Source organism: Varibaculum sp. (genome assembly GCF_008661855.1).
GTDB lineage: Bacteria > Actinomycetota > Actinomycetes > Actinomycetales > Actinomycetaceae > Varibaculum > Varibaculum timonense_A.
In genome coordinates this window covers 19,642-37,049 of sequence record NZ_RPZY01000022.1, presented here as the reverse complement: position 1 = coordinate 37,049, position 17,408 = coordinate 19,642, and the positions used below count along the sequence as shown (strand labels likewise).

Genomic DNA, 17,408 nt, shown 5'->3' with positions numbered 1-17,408 from the left:
GGCGGCGCACATGGGCTAGCAGGGTGGCAACATCGGCGTCCGGGGGCAAAATCACCGGGGTAGTGGTCATTAGACCACCCGCAGTGCGTTCGCCATAGGCCATTAGGCGGCGCACGTCCTCTGCTTCCTCCGGTTCCATCTCGGCCAATAAAATTTGCGCCTGCTTTTCTGGTAGCTCATTTACTAGGTCAGTGGCATCATCTGGTTGCATCACATCTAAAACATCGGCAGCTCTGGCAACATCTAAAGAAGTTAAAATCGAAACTCGATCCTCTTGCCCCAGCTCTTCAAGGACATCGGCTAATCGTTCATCTCCTAACTGCGCTGCTACTTCGATACGGCGCTCTTCAGGAAGGTCAGCGAGAACATCTGCCACATCTGCGGCTTTTGCGTCCTCTAATTGGGTTAAGAGGGTGGTGGCTTCCTGAGGAAGAACTGATTTACGCAGGTGGGTTACCTCTGAAGGATCAACAAGTAGGGTTTCGCCGCGGCTAAGAGCCAGTGCCGAAGTAATGCGTTGCACATAGAGCTTAGTTATATACCAGTCGCGACGGTCATCTTGCTCCATACACATATCCTGGATTTTTACCTCTCCAGAACCGTCCCGCATCGACAGCACCCGATCCATGAGTTCGCCCATCACCATGGTTTCTGCAACTCGCTGTCTAAACTGGCGGATATTAACTAATCCGGTGGTGATGACCTGTCCCGGTGCGATAGCCACTATTCGGGTTACAGGGACAAATACGCGCCGGTGGGTGGCAACTTCAACTACTAATCCCACCACGGTTGGCAGTCCGGTAAAGCGTAGCACCGTGATGACATCGGTTACTCGCCCAATATTGTCTCCGACCGGGTCGAATACGCGGGTTCCCGCCAGTTTCCCGATAAAAACCCGTGAACCGATAGGTTTGATTGAGTGCTTGACGTGCTCCATAACTCTAACTTTACGTGAAGATTCGCACCGGTAAAGCTGTAAAACTTAATAGTCAGTTTTTAATATCATTTTATCTTTTAGGCTTCTAAGATCTGCCCCAGATTAGACGCTGATTCGCCCCTGGCTAAACCCGCCTGTTCTACGCTAATCGCTTTTGCATTTAAGCAGCTTAAAAGGCAAACTGTGGCTATGGCTCTAATTCCAAACCGTATGATAACTACCGCTCCCACCGGGCAGGACTTAGCGATTTTTTCTTCCCGAGAAAGCGCAGAAGAAGCCATTAATTATTTGAAATCCAAAGATTTCCCTATCCAAAATCTGGTTTTGCAAGAACGGGGATTGACCCGCTCAAACCAAGTTCTAGGGACAGTAACCTGGCCTAAAGCCATGATTTCCGGGTTTATCCGCGGGCTAATTATGGGGATATTTTTTGCTCTCCTGTTTATGATTTGGAAACCTGCCCTGTCGGTATTTGCTCCTCTAGTGGTGTTTACATTCGCGTTTTTAAGAGCGATAGAACGGTTGATAGCCTGGGCAATTCATTCTTCCGCTACCGGCGCACCCATCGCTTTCTCTTCCGCCTTTACCGCTCAAGAACAGGTGTTAATGGTTCGGGAAGACTATTTTACGGCTCGCAGGTTTCTATTGGATAATCCCCGTTTTCAAACCGCAGTAATCGAACAAGATACCCCCACCGCCGTCACTAATTCTCCCAGCGAGTTCGGTTCGGGGACAAATGAGCAACCTCGTTTCGGAGTGCGCCTTAGTCCTGATGCACGCAGGCAACTTCGTGAACAACAAGCACAGGCAAAAGATGACTCGGATTCGGCAAATATCCTTGGTGCTAACGATCAAGTTAGTCAGGGCGCTACCGGAAATAATGCGCAAGATTCTCCTCAGATAGAGGAAACTCCTTCTAAAGGGCTAAAAAGCTAGCCACCCGGATAAACGCCGGATTGGCTCGGTACAAACAGTGACTTAAATGACGTCCGTTAGTACTGGTAGAGCTGGTAGAGGTATATTTATTTTAGTTCCGGCGCAGGTTCTAATCCCGCCGGTTTTTTCATGTCCGAGATACCACTTGGAACGGCTATAAGGAGGCGCGAATGGAAGTTCGCCAGGATTTGCGGAATGTGGCAATCGTTGCCCACGTAGACCACGGGAAAACTACCCTAGTGGACAAAATGCTTTGGCAGTCCGGAGCATTCGGAGACCACGCGAGTGTAGAAAAAACCGGGGAACGGGTGATGGATTCTGGTGATCTCGAACGGGAAAAAGGGATTACTATCCTGGCAAAAAACACTGCCGTTCACTATGCGGGTAAAGCCGCTCAAAAGGTCGGAGTGAGCGAGGGGATTACCATTAACGTAGTAGATACCCCCGGTCACGCCGATTTTGGTGGGGAAGTAGAGCGCGCCCTCTCAATGGTGGATGGGGTAGTGCTGTTAGTAGATGCCGCCGAAGGACCCCTACCACAAACTCGTTTCGTACTGCGCAAAGCCCTAGCGGCACGCCTACCCGTAATCGTAGTGATAAATAAGGTAGACCGCCCAGATTCGCGTATCGACGAGGTTGAAGCCGAAACTGTGGACCTGCTTTTGTCCCTGGCTCAAGACCTAGTTGATGAGGGTGAAGAAGTAGATTTAGATGCTCTGCTCGATGTTCCAGTGCTCTACTGCTCGGCGAAAGCCGGATGTTGTTCGTGGAAAAAACCCGGCCGCGGTGAACTCCCCGGAAATGACCTGCACGACCTATTTGACGCAATCATTAACCGGATACCTGGCCCCGAATACGACCCGCAAGCTCCCCTGGCTGCCCACGTAACTAACCTGGACTCTTCCCCTTTCCTAGGACGCTTGGCTCTGCTGCGGATTCACAACGGTACTTTGCGACAAGGCGAACAAGTAGGGTGGGCTCGCCAGGATGGTTCAATAACCAATGTGAAACTAACCGAGCTGCTAGCCACCTTCGGTTTGGAACGCCAAAGCGTGAGTGAAGCCCACGCCGGAGACATTGTGGCAGTGGCAGGTATCCCGGACATTACCATCGGAGAATCCCTAGTAGATTTGGATAATCCCCAGCCGCTACCCTTAATCACGGTAGATGATCCGGCTATCTCGATGACTATCGGAACTAACACCTCTCCGCTGGCCGGAAAAGTCAAAGGACACAAGCTCACTGCCCGCCAAGTTAAAGACCGTTTAGACCGCGAGCTAATCGGTAACGTGTCTTTGCGGGTGCTCCCAACCGAACGCCCCGATGCCTGGGAAGTTCAAGGGCGTGGGGAACTGGCGCTAGCGATTCTAATTGAGCAAATGCGCCGAGAAGGCTTCGAGCTAACAGCCGGAAAACCGCAGGTAGTTACCAAAGAAATCGATGGGAAGACCTGTGAACCTATGGAACTAATGACCATCGATGTGCCGGAAGAATACCTGGGTAAAGTTACCGAACTGATGGCGGCACGTAAAGGTAAATTGCAGACCATGTCTAATCACGGCACCGGTTGGGTGCGCCTGATTTTCCGGGTTCCTGCTCGCGGGCTGATTTCATTCCGTTCCAAGTTCTTAACCGAAACTCGTGGCTCGGGGATTGCTTCTTCTATTGCGGACGGCTATGCCCCTTGGCAGGGTGCTATTACGCGCCGTCAAAGCGGCTCTTTGGTTTCAGATCGCGCCGGGAAATCTACGCCTTACGCTATGATTCAGCTGCAAGAACGCGGTAGTTTCATTATTCAACCCGCTAGTGAGGTTTACGAGGGGCAAGTGGTGGCCGAAAACCCGCGCGGGGAGGATATGGACGTTAATATCACTCGCGAAAAGAAACAAACCAATATGCGCTCGTCTACTGCGGAAGCCTATGAGGGGCTGATTCCGCCGCGCATGCTCACCTTGGAAGAGTCTTTGGAATTTGCGGCCGAGGACGAATGCGTGGAGGTTACCCCGGAAGAAATCCGAATCCGCAAAGTGGTATTAAGTGCGCAAGATCGTTTCAAAATTGCTTCGCGTCGGCGCCGCCAGGAACGCGACGAATAGCAGATTTTGAGAGACGAGAATCGGGCTAGATTTTTGGCGCAGGCGGGACTCTTTTTCCGGTCACCATTTTTTCTGCCGGAACTGTTACCGGTCCTTTGCGGGTCAAAATAGTGACGCTAGCAGGGCTTACGTCCAGGACTTCCCCAAGAGCGTCATAGAGCCCATCGGCTTCTCGTCTACGCAGTACCACCCGTTCTCCGACTTTCCAAGACATCCAAGGCAAACGGGGCGGCGGTTTTTGATTGCCTACTAAGTTCATAGTGAGATACTAGCAATATCGATACTTAAGGAGAGTAAATGACTTACGTGATTGCGGAACCATGCGTAGATGTTAAAGATCGCGCTTGCGTTGATGAATGCCCAGTGGATTGTATTTACGAAGGTAAACGTACTCTTTATATTCACCCTGAAGAATGCGTGGATTGTGGGGCTTGTGAACCGGTTTGTCCGGTGGAAGCTATTTTCTATGAGGACGATTTACCTGAGGAATGGTCTGATTACTATCGCGCGAATACTGACTTTTTCGATCTTAAAGATTTAGGCTCTCCCGGGGGGGCTTCCAGTGTGGGACCTACGGGATATGACGATCCTATGGTTGAAAAGCTTCCTCCCCGCGCGGAATAGTTTTACGGACGCATTACCCGTTTCACTTTTTCTGGTGGACGCGAGGGATTTTTGCCCTACCGCTGTCTTAGGCTGGGAACATGAGAAACACTAGATTTCCCCGTCCTCTAGATTTGCCGGTTTTTCCTTGGGATTTGCTCACGCCCTATCGGGTTAAAGCCGCTGCTTGCGAGGGTGGGGCGGTAGATTTATCTATCGGGACTCCGGTCGATGATTGCCCGCCTCCTGCCCTGGCGGGACTTTCTCAGGCCGCTAATAGTCCCGGCTATCCTCCGGTGGCGGGCAGTGATTTGCTGCGAAATGCTATTTGTAGCTGGGCGCGCACTCGGAATATTAGGTGTATTGATGAGGATTCTTGTCTACCAACGGTAGGTTCTAAAGAACTGGTGGCTTCGTTGGGGTGGCAGTTAGGGCTCGGCAGTACAGATACGGTTTTATTCCCAGATATTGCCTACCCGACTTACGATATTTGTGCCCGATTGGCTGGGGCTAAGGGAATCGCGGTTTCTTCCGATATTTCTACTTGGCCACGTGATGCCGCTTTGGTGTGGATAAATAGCCCCGCTAATCCTACCGGCTGGGTGGGAAGTAAAGATTGGTTGCGACAGGTGGTTTCCTGGGCGCGACAGGTAGGCGCGATAGTTGCTTCCGATGAGTGCTATGCCGAGCTCACTTACGGGGTGGGCGAGCCGGTGCCCTCAATCTTGGACGAGGACGTGTGTGGGGGCACTAGCGAGAACCTGCTATTGGTTTATTCGGTATCGAAGGAATCTAATCTGGCAGGATACCGCGCGGCTTTTGTAGCCGGAGACCGAGACTTGGTTTCAGCTTTACTTTCAGTACGTAAACATATGGGGCAAATGATGCCCGCTATGGTGCAGCAGGCACTTGCGGGGGTGCTTTTAGATAGGGAGCATGTTGGTAAACAGGTGGCTCGCTATCAATGGCGGCGCGAAGTGTTGGGGGCGGCGATTTCGCGGGCGGGGTTAAAAATAGAGGATGACTGCGAGGCGGGTCTATACCTCTGGGTTTATGATCCTGCTGATAGGGCGGACTCGCGGGTGCGCTCTGGTCAGGGAGCAGATTGGCGTCTGCTGGATAAGCTTTCTAAAATTGGTCTAATTGTAGCCCCAGAAAGTTTCTATAACTGCCGTCCCGGCAAGCATGTTAGGGTGGCGCTGTGCGTAAAAGATGAGGATATTAAGAAAGCGGCTAGGCGTTTAGAACAATCATTTTAAATGGTGAAGTCTTTACGAACATGGTATAGTCTTGAGGGCGATAAGTCCTGCATATTAAATAGGGGGCGGCGTTAGCTATCTCCCTTGGGAAGGTTGTCGAAATGGCTGAAAGTTTAGGAAATGCCCAAACCTTAAATGATTTCGACCGCCAACCAGGCATTTTGCAAGTTGATGGTAAAACTATTCAATTCCCTCCCGTCAAGGCAACCTGCGGTGACCGGGGAATTGACGTGTCTAAACTTCGGGGAGAAAGCGGTCTGGTTGCGTTAGATCCCGGGTTTTCCACTACCGCTTCTTGTACTTCCAAAGTGACCTTCATTGATGGTGGTAAAGGGGTGCTGCGTTACCGGGGATATCCGATTGACCAGCTGGCAAACCACTCCAGCTTCCTGGAAGTTGCATATTTGCTGATTAAAGGAGAACTTCCTACCTCAACGCAACTAGATGAGTTCGTTAGGCGAGTTAAGCGTCAAAGGCTCTTGCACGAAGACTTTAGGGCATTTTTTACCGCTTTCCCCTCCAATGGTCACCCGATGGCTATTTTGCAGGGCGGCATTGCCGGGATGGCCACCTATTATGAAGATACTTTTGCCGATGTACATGACCTAGAATTGCAAGAAATTCAGGCAGTGCAGCTGCTGGCAAAAGTCCCGACCATGATTTCTTATATTGCCAAACGTGCCGCTGGTCTGCCATTGCTCTATCCGGATAACGAACGCTCCTATGTAGAGGACTTTATTCGTTTGACTTTCGGTTTACCCTACCAGTCATACGATATTGACCCGGCGATTATTCGCGCCCTAGAAGTACTGTTTATTTTGCATGCTGATCATGAACAAAACTGTTCGACTTCCACGGTGCGCCTGGTAGGTTCGGCGAATGCAAATATGTATGCTTCCATAGCCGCGGGGGTGGGGGCGTTGTCCGGTCCGTTGCATGGGGGCGCTAATGAAGCCGTACTCAGGATGCTGATTAATATCCGGGACAGTAAGTTGTCCATTCAAGACTTTGTTGAAAAAGTCAAAAATAAGGAACAGGGCGTTAAGCTAATGGGTTTTGGTCATCGAGTTTACAAAAACTATGACCCCCGGGCAGCAATTGTCAGAGAACAGGCACACAAAGTGCTTGAGCGGATGGGAAAAAACAATGACCTGTTTGATTTGGCTATGGAACTAGAACAGGTGGCACTCTCAGATGACTATTTCATTGAACGCAAACTATACCCAAATGTCGATTTTTATACCGGCTTGATTTATTCCGCAATGGGATTCCCCACCAAGATGTTCACCCCACTGTTTGCGCTAGGGCGACTGCCGGGTTGGATTTCTCAATATATCGAAATGCTCCATGACCCCATGACCCGTATCGGTCGTCCTCGCCAGGTTTACCAGGGAGAGCCAAAGCGCGACTATGTGCCCTTACGTATGCGAGAAGCAAAATAGAAATTCGATAAAACAAATCCTCGGGTCTATTCACGGGAATCTCACGGTTTTTGATTTGCCCATTATGCTAGATAATGTGCAGGTGTAAATAGCAACAAAGGGGAAACATGGTCGAAACTGAAGAAGCCCTGTCATCGTCAGAACTAAGTTTTTATGCCGACCCGCTTTCACCATCTCCGAAAATGCGCAGCGGATATTTACCGCGTGCATACAGTATTTGGATTATCCTTTTTTCGGCACTCGGATTTATGGCTTCGGCGCAGCTGTGGCGTACCGAAATGATTCACCGTGCCCATCCGCAGCTCGGGCTGGGCTGCTCCCTGAACCAGGTGGTGGATTGTCGGGGCGCGATGGATTCGCCGGTAGGTCACCTAGTTTTCGGTATCCCAAATTCGATTTTTGGTATGGCGTTATTCTTGGGGCTAATCATCGTTGCAATCTATCTGTTATGCGGCAAATACCTGCCAAAATGGGGATTAGTGATTTTTTGTATTGGAACCAGCTTTGGTTTACTATCCGTAATCTTTTTCTTGTTTACCTCGGCGTTTAGCCTACATTCACTGTGTCCCTACTGTTTTCTAACCTGGTTGGCAACTATTTTTCTCGCCTGGCTATCCTATGCTATTCTAGTACGCCAAGCAGCTAGCCCGGCTCGTCCTCTTAAAGGGATTCGCCGCGCTCTAGTAGGATATTGGTGGCTGGGAGCACTGCTAACAATCGCGGCAATCTTCGCCCTCCTATTCCAAGTTTTTGGAATGCAAATTTTCCGCCTCTAAACAGGTAAAATAGCCAGGCAAACAGGGGGAGTAAATGAGTAGGGAAACTGACAGCAACGCTGATACTTCCCGGGTAGTAGAAGACTATTTAAAAAATCTTCTAGGAGCTAGCGAATGGGGAGGCAAATCCCTATCCGTATCCGGACTAGCCGAAAGAATGGGGGTTGCTCCCTCAACTGCCTCAGAAAATGTTCGCCGCCTAGATAAACTAGGGTTAATTACCCACGCGCCCTATCGGGGAATATCTCTGACCGAGAGAGGGCGAAAACTAGCCTTAAAAATGGTGCGCAAGCATCGTATCCTCGAAACCTATCTGCATCAAAAACTGGGCTACCCCTGGGATCAGGTTCACTGTGAAGCCGAGATACTAGAACACGCCGCATCAGACAAGCTTATTGCTGCCATGGATAAAGCCTTGGGGCATCCTAAAAACGATCCCCACGGCGACCCCATTCCCACTATTGAGGGCGATATCCCTCCAGTATCTACTCGCCCCTTATCTGAAGCGCCCCTAAATACATCTGCCACAGTTGCGCGCATAAATGACATTAACCCGGCTTTGCTTAGATTCTTACAGTCCGTAGGGGTGGTCCCCGGGGTCGTCCTCACCCCAATCGAGAAAATTCCGGAAGCCGGAATAATGCAGCTAAAAATCAATAACCATCAGGTTACTTTAGGTAAACCAGCCGTTAAAGCCATTTGGGTAACCGACTAAAGAATTCCGGTTTTCGGTATCCGGCTTTAGTTCCCGGTAATCCTCAGGGTTGAGCCTTTCTCGCGGGTGAAAACCACTTCAATCTGATCAGTAATTTCTGAACGCAGAGAACCTACATGACTGATTAAGCCCACAGTTCTGCCCGAAACTGATGTTGATTGCAGCGCCTCCATCACCAGGGAACGTTTCGTGTCGTCAAGAGTACCAAAACCCTCATCAATAAACATAGAAGAAATCTCGACTCCACCCGCCTGTGCGGTTACCACCTCGGACAGACCTAAAGCCAAAGATAAGGAACAGTAAAATAGCTCCCCGCCCGATAGGGCGGAAACCTCGCGAACTTTACCCGAGAAATGGTCGGTGACTACCAGGGATAATGCTTGATTGCGGCGACGAGAAGATTCGCTATCACTACGTGAAAGAGAGTAACGCCCAGCCGAGATTTTCCCTAAATAGGGGTTTGCAATACCCAACACCTCTTGGAAACGATCAAGCAAAACCCAAGTCGCTAAGGGGGACTTTAAAGCGGAAGATCCTTCCCCTTTAGCGAGGTTTGCCAAAGTAATCAGTTCTGATGCGTCGCTAATATGCTTCAAATACTTCCTACTGGCAGTTTTTAGGGAGCGGGCGGCGCTGTTTACTGTCCGTAACTGTTCGTGAACCTGGCTCAGGGTTGCCTGTCGTTTTTCAAAAAGCGTTTTTTCTATTTCGACTTTGGTTTCTAATGCCGTTAAATCCGGAGGGGCGGGGGCTTGCTGTCTAAGCTTCGCTATCCGCGGTGAGCTTAGTTTCACTTGGTTTGCCTGATAGGCGTTTTCCCATTCCTCGCTTTGCACAACTAGCTTTTCATAGGTAGTTTCTTCCAGGAGGACCTGCTTTGCCTGTTCAGCGCTAAAGAAGTTTTCTGTGTTTAATGATTCTTTTAACCGTAGGTTTGCTTGGCTAAATTTGATTTCATCCGTTCTGGTCTGTTGGATTGCCTGAAATAACACCGTTAGTTTATGTTGCTCATCATTTAGCTCTTTTTGACGGGTAAAAAGATTTTCACCTGGAGAAGAAATAGCGACTTCATTTTCAATTTCCCTTATTTGACGTAAAGCATTTTGAGTATTAGTTTTTTGCAATTGGGCTTTACCGATTAAATCCCGTAGATTATCTTTATATTTACGCCCTTGGAATTCTAATTGTTTTATCCGATTATTATAGGTTTTCAGCTCTTTTGCTTGTTTTTGCAGATAATCCACTCGGGCAATAATCCTATCGGCATTTCCTGGGAAGCTATTTCTAAGACCTCCAAGCACACCTTTCAAGCGAGAGTGTTCTTCGCGTAGTTGCAACCTTTTTTGTCGGACGGCGGTTATCGCTTGGGCTCGTTGGTTGCGGATTTTTGTCAGTCCTGCCAGGGAATAATGGGGTGATGCTTTTCCCTGGGCAACCTGCGGGTGGGTGCGTGATCCGCACACCGGGCAGGGGTGGTTAGCTACTAACTTATCGGCTAATACGATCGCCGAATCTACAAAGAATTCGCGTTCATATTCGGCAGCGTCTTGGGCTATTTTCTGAGCGTCTGCTTGCAGGGTATTAAACTCTTTTTGTATTCTATTGAAACGTTGAAAATCATTCAGAAAATGTTTACGTTCACCCTGGTATTTTTGTAGTTCTATCTGTTTTTCACGTGCTTGCTCTAAATAAAGCTGTTCGCGTTCAAGGCGCATTTTATGGATTTTTTGGGTGCGAATCTGGGGAATTAGTTGCGAAATATCTTTGGATATTAATGCGCATTGACGCAAAATTTCTATATAGGACTTGGTGCTGTTTCTAGCTTCAGTTTTTAAAGCCTGGATTCTTTTTTGACGCTCAATCAGGGGAGTGAGAGCACCCAGTTCCTTAGCGATTTCTTTACTTGCCTTGGATACCTTTTCACTGAAATCAGCGAGAGACAGTTTATCTTTTCCTACAGTAAAGTCCAGAGAAATGAAGGATTCTGCTGCTAATATTTCCTGTAGTTTCTGACGGGATACTTCTAGTTGAGCCTGGTAATGAGCGCACAAATCTGAGGCAGGTTTTATGCGGGCTGCGCGCTGATGATTAGATATTTTTTCCTTATTAGATATTATTTTGTCTTGCTCAGCTGTTAGCCTTTTCTCGTCCGCAAGCAAGTGATTAAGTTCGTTAAGATCTTGGGCTAGGGTTTTAGCTTTTTCTAGCTTTTCGAGGGCGTTTTGATAACCCTGACTTGCTGCCTGAAGCTGTGCCGTATGCTCACTAATCCACGGGTCTGCTTCTTTGGTGGGCAGCGAGTAGACCCTGTTCCATGACTTGATAATCTGCTCATCTAGGACATCTGGCAGGGCTGCTAGGCTTTCATTGAAAGAGGTAAAATCGCTGCTAGGCGTGCCGAGAGAGTCTTCTAGATTTTTCCAGTTTTCCGTAAAAAGCGTTAGTTTACTAGCCAGTTCTTTTGATTCAGTTTTGGTGTTTAGTTTGGCTTGCTGGGCTCTTTCAATGAACTCTTTTTGCATTAGGGCAAAAATCCGAGTACCAAAAATACGCTGCAAAATATCTTGTCGTTCATCAGAGCTGGCGCGTAAGAAACGGGAGAATGCCCCTTGAGGCAGGATTACTGTCTGTAAGAACTGGGTTTTCGACAGGGGAAGAATATGGCCGACCAGTTCCTGATTAACAGTTTGGGGCTTAGCAGCTATCGCATCTGCCTGGGGAATACCCTCAGCGGATAAACGCCATAAAGTGGCTTGCGCTGGTTGTAGCGTGGTTCCTGTTCCGCGATGTTTAGCTCGGGTATATTGAGGGACGCGCCGCACTCGAAATAGCTGTCCGCGTGCCTCAAAATCAAGCTCTACCCAGCTGATTTGATCCGCTTGGGCATAGTCAGAGCGCATCCGGCTTTTTGAGGAACTGGATTCTAAAGCTACATCGTTATAGAGGGCGAAAACAATGGCATCGAGGATAGTGGATTTACCCGAACCGGTTGGCCCGTGAATCAGGAACAAACCGGTTGCGGTACCCAGTTTGGTAAAGTCAATAGTTTGCCTACCGCCAAAAGGCCCCACTGCCTCGAAGCTGAGCTTTAATATCCGCATTTAGATTTCCTCTCGCACCTGCTCATATACCTGTTCAATTAGCTGGTTTTCGCTGTCGCTTAACTGTTGTCCATGGCGAGCAAGACTAAAGAAGTCTTTTGCCAGGGCTGCGGGTCTATGTTGGTTTGTCTGTAACGCGCGATGTTGAATATCGCCACTTACCTGGGTGCTTTCGTGCAGCATTGCGAGGGCGTGCGGGTAGCGTTGCTTCAGCTTGGTTACCATTTGCTCTGGGCGTTGAGTATCCGTGACTGTTATTTCCAACCAGTAAGAAGAGTATTCACTATATTTTGTGCTGCTAATCAGGTTTTCAAACGAGTCTTTTATCCGGGCTAGGGGTCTATAGACCGGAGTGGGAATTAACTGTGGGTCTAAGTTTTTGGCGGCGGTATCTAAAAGCACCACCGATTTTGGAGTGTGGCATTCCGAGAATGAGAAAGCTATTGGCGAGCCGCTATAGCGCCCACTGCTAAGTTTGGTTTTTAGTCTTTGTGGTACGTGCAGGTGACCTAAGGCTAGGTAATCAGGGGCAGGTAAAATCTGGTTTTCCGCCGGATGGTTCATGCCGTAGCATTCAAATACGTCTAGAGGAACTGCCGGAACTGTTCCCACGGTAATGTCACGTTCACTGTCGGACGGTGCGGCTCCCACTGCGAAAGCATGAGCCATAATGATTGTGCGAGCCGGAGTGGTGAGGGCGCGTTGGGCTTTAGCGATTTTACGCATGGCGGCTGCAATAACTGCTGTATGGGAACGAGGGAGCCGAGGGATTTCAGCTGCTTCCGCCTCGGTTTTTTGGTTAGCAGTTATCTCGGTATCTGGGTATCCGTCATAGAGGCTGGTACGTACCATATCGGGATTCAGATAGGGTAGTCCCCACACTCGCACGGTTTCTGATTGGCTGCCTATTTCAACCGGTCGGGAAATATCGGCTAGGCAGGTACGTAGATGGAGGTTTCCGCTGACGTAAGGGGAGAGAAAACCTAGTCTTTCGGCACTGTCATGATTGCCGGGAGTTAAGATTACTGTCGTTAATTCTGTTAGTTCATTTAGGGCTTGGGAAACGATTTCTAGAGATTCCAGCGAGGGGATAGCGCGATCGAAAATATCACCACAAACTAGGACTGCTGATACAGTTTCCTCCCTGACCAGCTCAGTGAGGAAAGAGAAGAACTGACGGTGAGCCGCAGATAAATCTTCCCCATAGAGAGTGCGTCCCACGTGCCAATCGGAGGTGTGGATTAGCTTCATAAGAACATAATAGTAAGCATTATTAAATAAAACGCTTTCTGGCTAATAGTCAAACTTTCCTAGACCTAGTAGGCACGAGCGATTAAGCCTCCACCCCAGAGTGTGGCAGATGAGTCTATAGAGACCCAGATTACTGGATTCCGGCTTTAATGGCGGTGATAGCTAGTTCTGCTCTGGTTGCCGTGCCAGTACGCATAAGTATTTCTGATACATAGGATCGTACCGTTGATTCACTTAGATGTAGTTTTCTAGAAATGTTTTTGTTAGCTAGAGCTTTGATTAACAATTTGAATGTGGGGCGTAAATAATCGGGTAAAGTTTCAACACTATGGATGAAATCAGCGTACTTTTCCCTTGCTTGTTGTCCCTCTTTATAGCTAACCATCATTAGTTCGGTTGGTTTGGGACTCATTACAATTTGACCGCGGTAGGCTTGACGAATCAGAGTAACTAGCTCTGGAAGGGGAGTATCTTTAGTTAGAAAACCACATATCCCTGAACCGATAGCCTGCGCCAATGAGTCTTTACTTTCAAAGGCAGTTAGCATGAGTGACTTAACCGTGGGGTAATCTTGGCTGATACGTTTGGCGGTTTCAATCCCGTTCAAGATTGGCATATCAACATCCAATAGCGCAATGTCGATACGTTGCTTGGCTAGCACATCAAATACTTGCGCACCATTAGAGACTGTAGCTACCACTTCGAAGTCTTCTTGGTTGGACAGTAGATTAGCTAAGCCTTGACGGATAATGTCGTCATCATCAGCCAATAGAATCCGAATGGAGTCAGTGGACATCTAGGTTCTCCTGTTCGTGGGTAAGCGGTCTGGGATTGATTTGTAAAGTGACATTAATAATCCATCTTTCGTCTAACTGGGTAAACTCAAGGCTGTCCCCTTCGCTCTCTAGGCGTTGTTTCAAATTAAGAAGACCGTATCCCCCAGTTATTTCAGTAAAATGTGAACCGGGAGCCACTTGATTGATGATTGAGACGGTAACTTGCTCTTTAGCATGATTGATATAAATTTCAACGCTAGCGTTAGAGGAAGGTGGCGCGTATTTTAATATGTTGGTTCCGCATTCTCTTAAAACTAGGTTTATCTTTTTGGACAGTTTACTATCTAAACTGTTGTCAATTTCGCTGTCAATACTTGTCTCAAGTGCGATTTTTCGGGTGGTAAGCATCTGCTCAACTTGTTGGACAACCTGAGATGTCGATAGTTCTTTTGCCTCAGTATCTAAGGATAGAATCATCGGGCGAATACGGCGAGAAGCGGTGAAGGCAGTATCAATAATGGGACGCAACTGTCCAGAGTGTTCCGGGTGTTGTTGAGTAAAATCTTGCAGCATGATTGCTATATGAGCAATATCTTTAGCAGTAGTATCGTGAAGCTGTTTTGCGAGTTCGGATCGGATATCTAGATTTGCTTGTCGGGCTTTTTCTTTAGATGCTTCCGCCAGGATTCGTTTTCCTTTTTGCCAGGACAAAGCCAAACCAATAGAAACCACTATGGGGATATTGATGATTGAACTAAGCAGTTGTGCTTCAGGGATATCGGAAACTAGAAAAGATATCGTTTCATTTAGGAACAGAACAGCAAGTGCGGGTAAAAACCAAGAGCGTATTATCCACACCACGACAATAGTAAATATTCCTATGTCGAGCATTTCTAACTGATCTAAAAGATTAAAGACAGTCAGCAGTATTTTCGTAGTAATAAATATGAACTCGAAAACGGTATTCCAAGCAGAAAGAGCGAATACTGTAAGCAACCCTAATGCTGTCAAATAATATGAATAAGATTGAGTGTTTTGTAGGTCAAATAGCTCTATGCCTCCGATGAGGATAGCAATAGAGGTAAAAACTACTATTTTAGTTACCTTCGGGCGGTCAAATGTTTGAAGAATCGAGTCAATCATCAGCTCTAACTATACCGTTAAATCTGTCGGTCATTTCTTTTGATTGCATATCGAAAGTCTCGGAAATGATTTACATATGATTGGGGTACTAGCTTGCGCGATTTCCTTAATTATCTTTGTGACGCTCGGGGAATAGCTATTAATGGGGTGCATATCCGGTGAGGTAGGAGAGGGTTGAAGGATGCTAACTTGTAATACTAAAGCAAAGCTTAGACCGGTTAGTGTAGAAGCAAGGGAGGCCATAGGTGTCTATCCTTTCCTAGATACATTCTTTTAATGCTCACCCTATTTATCCTGTTCATTTAGGTATACCGACATTTGTCGGTATGAAATACCTACTTTTGTCGGTGTACAACATTTACCGTCCGCAAATACTCTCAAAGAGTCCAAACGGAATGAAAAAGAAAAGGAAGTTTTCAATGATAGTCAGGACTCTATGCGCCAGGACATTAATGGTGGGGGCGCTCGTTACATCACTTACATTAGGGACCAGTACGATTGCGTCTGCTGAAATCTCCAATAATAAAGTAGTTGAGGGTAAGACCACTGTGTCTGTATCTGAACCACTGAACTCTAAATTGGAGCCGATACGTGACAGAGTAAATATGTCATCAGAGAATCTTACTGAGTCTGACTTGGAAACCTTAGATACGGGGCTACAAGTAATCATGCAGGCTCAAGCTGAAACTGGGAAATTGCGATACACGATTGATAATGATGGGAAAAGAATTTACGAGACTGAACTAAAGCTTGCAGATGGGCAGCAAATTTGGTTTTATTACGAGGTAGAATCTCAGTCCGTAGAAGCTACAGCCTTGTCGAAAGCGGTTTATACTAAACGCCTAGCAGTAAAAAGTGGAGACGAATGGTATCCAAAAATTTGGGCAGGCAAAGACTCTAAAGGAAGATGGGTGCGTTTTAATCGGGCGGCTCAAAAGATTATGGTAGGAGCTGGTGGGGCAGCGTTGAAATCTGCTATCTGCGCTATACCGGGTGTAGGGACTATTGGGTGTGCTTTTGTATGGGGAGCAACTATAGTAGCTAAAAAAGTTATTAATAAAATTGGGAGATGTCCTAAAGCTCGACCGTGGCTCTACGCATATCCCGCAAGTATTAAATCATCAAGATGCCGAGCAGCTTAAGAATAGACGCGAAAGAATAGGAAATAAAAATGAAAAAATGGATTGAAACTCATTTATGGACTTTCTCTTTAATCCTGGTTACTTTACTTTCACCAGTGATTATTTGGGAAGCCTGGGAACTTATTACTTCTTTCTCCGCTGTTCCGATAAGAATCTTGTTAGGGGTGGGGATACTAGCCGTAACTTATATTGGTCTAGTAGTGCTTTTGTTGCTGAATCGTTTTCTTCAAGAAAAATATCGCGAATGGGGAATCCGTAATTAACCTAATCGATATTAAAATGTGGTCAGAAATTGCCAATACGGTAGTTTCTGACCATATTTTTATCGAATACGAAACCCTAGTATGTCGGGTAAAACAGTACTTGATGCGACTATGCTTCAAATGCTCCCGATTGGGGTGCTCGGGGTAAGATTATAACGCCCATAAGACACAGGAAAACCAGGAGGTAAACGGTTGAATAATACCCAGACCCTGTTTACTCCCGGCAGGCCAAGCTTGATAGTTCCACTAACCGGGCGTAATCATCAGGAACTTCAATCTCAGATTTCTGCGATTCCCCCAGAAGCCGATTTGGTGGAATGGCGAATTGATCAGTTTTCTAGGCATGACAATCCGGTGGCTTTGCAACAAATAGCCACTGAAATAGCTCCCCAAATTGGCTTTCCCTGGTTGGCAACCTGTCGCACGATTGCGCAAGGAGGAGCCTCTCACCTTGAAGCAGCTCAGCAGCTTCAAGCCGTGAAACTATTGGTAGAGGCGGGTGCTTTCGCCCTCGATATAGAGGACGATTTTTCTTTGGCAACTGAGGCTTTAGCTTATGCCCATGACCAGGGGGTAATAAGCGTTCTTTCTAGGCATTATTTTGCGGCAGCGGAAGCCGAAAAAATGGATAGCGAAAGAATCTATGACTGGTTAGCTGCCGCTCACGAACGCGGGGCTCAGGTAGCAAAACTGGCTCTTACGGTAACGAACAGCTCCCATCTGCTACAGATATTTAGCGCCATGGACAAGTATTATCGCGATACCGACGGAAAACGCCCATTTATAGTTGCCGGTATGGGCACTATCGGTATCGCTAGCCGGTTAATCGGGGGGATATTTGGAAACTGTGCGACCTTTGCGGTGCTGCCCGGTGCTGCCCCCAGTGCTCCAGGACAAGCTAGCGCTTCCTTAACTGCCTCCGTCCTATCCGTCCTCGAAAACTAAAATAACCAACCAGAAATCAGGTC

16 protein-coding genes are annotated in these 17,408 nt (G+C 47.6%); 10 read left to right on the top strand and 6 right to left on the bottom strand.

Going from position 1 to position 17,408, the window contains the following annotated elements:
- Positions 1-937: magnesium transporter (locus QZT94_RS02120; protein ID WP_296773143.1), on the bottom strand; the 937-nt coding region annotated here is incomplete at its 3' end.
- A 189-nt stretch (positions 938-1,126) separates the two neighbouring features.
- Between QZT94_RS02120 and QZT94_RS02115 the strand changes: the two genes are divergently transcribed.
- Both QZT94_RS02115 and typA read left to right on the top strand, forming a co-directional pair.
- Positions 1,127-1,873, top strand: coding sequence for a general stress protein (locus tag QZT94_RS02115; RefSeq protein ID WP_296760861.1), 747 nt, complete (start codon positions 1,127-1,129; stop codon positions 1,871-1,873).
- Between the two features lie 170 nt (positions 1,874-2,043).
- A complete protein-coding gene (typA, locus tag QZT94_RS02110; protein ID WP_270625887.1) occupies positions 2,044-3,969 on the top strand; it encodes a translational GTPase TypA in 1,926 nt (641 codons plus the stop codon).
- Between the two features lie 25 nt (positions 3,970-3,994).
- On the opposite strand, the gene QZT94_RS02105 is transcribed toward typA, so the two are convergent.
- A complete protein-coding gene (locus QZT94_RS02105; RefSeq protein WP_270625886.1) occupies positions 3,995-4,228 on the bottom strand; it encodes a hypothetical protein in 234 nt (77 codons plus the stop codon).
- Between the two features lie 38 nt (positions 4,229-4,266).
- Between QZT94_RS02105 and fdxA the strand changes: the two genes are divergently transcribed.
- The 5 genes from fdxA to QZT94_RS02080 all read left to right on the top strand — a co-directional run bounded on the left by fdxA (position 4,267) and on the right by QZT94_RS02080 (position 8,764).
- Complete coding sequence (fdxA, locus tag QZT94_RS02100) at positions 4,267-4,593, top strand: ferredoxin (RefSeq protein ID WP_072509576.1); 327 nt, start codon at positions 4,267-4,269, stop codon at positions 4,591-4,593.
- Between the two features lie 80 nt (positions 4,594-4,673).
- Positions 4,674-5,831, top strand: a complete 1,158-nt coding sequence (gene dapC / locus QZT94_RS02095; protein WP_270625885.1) for a succinyldiaminopimelate transaminase — start codon at positions 4,674-4,676, stop codon at positions 5,829-5,831.
- A gap of 101 nt (positions 5,832-5,932) precedes the next feature.
- Positions 5,933-7,273 carry a citrate synthase gene (locus QZT94_RS02090; protein ID WP_296760864.1) on the top strand — a complete coding sequence of 447 codons (1,341 nt, stop codon included), beginning with the start codon at positions 5,933-5,935 and terminating at the stop codon, positions 7,271-7,273.
- Between the two features lie 107 nt (positions 7,274-7,380).
- Positions 7,381-8,049 carry a vitamin K epoxide reductase family protein gene (locus tag QZT94_RS02085; RefSeq protein ID WP_270625883.1) on the top strand — a complete coding sequence of 223 codons (669 nt, stop codon included), beginning with the start codon at positions 7,381-7,383 and terminating at the stop codon, positions 8,047-8,049.
- 34 nt (positions 8,050-8,083) lie between these two features.
- Positions 8,084-8,764, top strand: a complete 681-nt coding sequence (locus QZT94_RS02080; protein WP_296760866.1) for a metal-dependent transcriptional regulator — start codon at positions 8,084-8,086, stop codon at positions 8,762-8,764.
- A gap of 26 nt (positions 8,765-8,790) precedes the next feature.
- Here QZT94_RS02080 and QZT94_RS02075 read toward each other — a convergent pair whose 3' ends face one another.
- The 4 genes from QZT94_RS02075 to QZT94_RS02060 all read right to left on the bottom strand — a co-directional run bounded on the left by QZT94_RS02075 (position 8,791) and on the right by QZT94_RS02060 (position 15,035).
- The gene (locus QZT94_RS02075; protein ID WP_296760868.1) at positions 8,791-11,865 is read right to left on the bottom strand and encodes an SMC family ATPase; all 3,075 of its coding nucleotides are present in this window, start codon (positions 11,863-11,865) and stop codon (positions 8,791-8,793) included.
- Entirely contained in the window at positions 11,866-13,116 is a 1,251-nt protein-coding gene (locus QZT94_RS02070) for an exonuclease SbcCD subunit D C-terminal domain-containing protein (protein WP_270625877.1), read from the bottom strand.
- A gap of 130 nt (positions 13,117-13,246) precedes the next feature.
- Positions 13,247-13,912, bottom strand: coding sequence for a response regulator transcription factor (locus tag QZT94_RS02065; protein ID WP_270625876.1), 666 nt, complete (start codon positions 13,910-13,912; stop codon positions 13,247-13,249).
- Positions 13,902-15,035 carry a hypothetical protein gene (locus QZT94_RS02060; protein WP_270625875.1) on the bottom strand — a complete coding sequence of 378 codons (1,134 nt, stop codon included), beginning with the start codon at positions 15,033-15,035 and terminating at the stop codon, positions 13,902-13,904. Before QZT94_RS02060 ends, QZT94_RS02065 begins: the two co-directional genes overlap by 11 nt.
- Before the next feature lie 419 nt (positions 15,036-15,454).
- Here QZT94_RS02060 and QZT94_RS02055 point away from each other — a divergent pair, with 419 nt between their 5' ends.
- From QZT94_RS02055 to QZT94_RS02045, 3 genes are all read left to right on the top strand, one after another.
- The gene (locus QZT94_RS02055; RefSeq protein ID WP_296773141.1) at positions 15,455-16,177 is read left to right on the top strand and encodes a hypothetical protein; all 723 of its coding nucleotides are present in this window, start codon (positions 15,455-15,457) and stop codon (positions 16,175-16,177) included.
- Between the two features lie 29 nt (positions 16,178-16,206).
- On the top strand, positions 16,207-16,440 hold the full coding sequence (locus QZT94_RS02050) for a hypothetical protein (RefSeq protein WP_296760871.1): 234 nt from the start codon (positions 16,207-16,209) through the stop codon (positions 16,438-16,440).
- Positions 16,441-16,632: 192 nt separating this feature from the next.
- Positions 16,633-17,385: a type I 3-dehydroquinate dehydratase gene (locus QZT94_RS02045; protein ID WP_296760873.1), complete on the top strand. Its 753-nt coding sequence runs from the start codon at positions 16,633-16,635 to the stop codon at positions 17,383-17,385.
- Positions 17,386-17,408 lie beyond the last annotated feature (23 nt).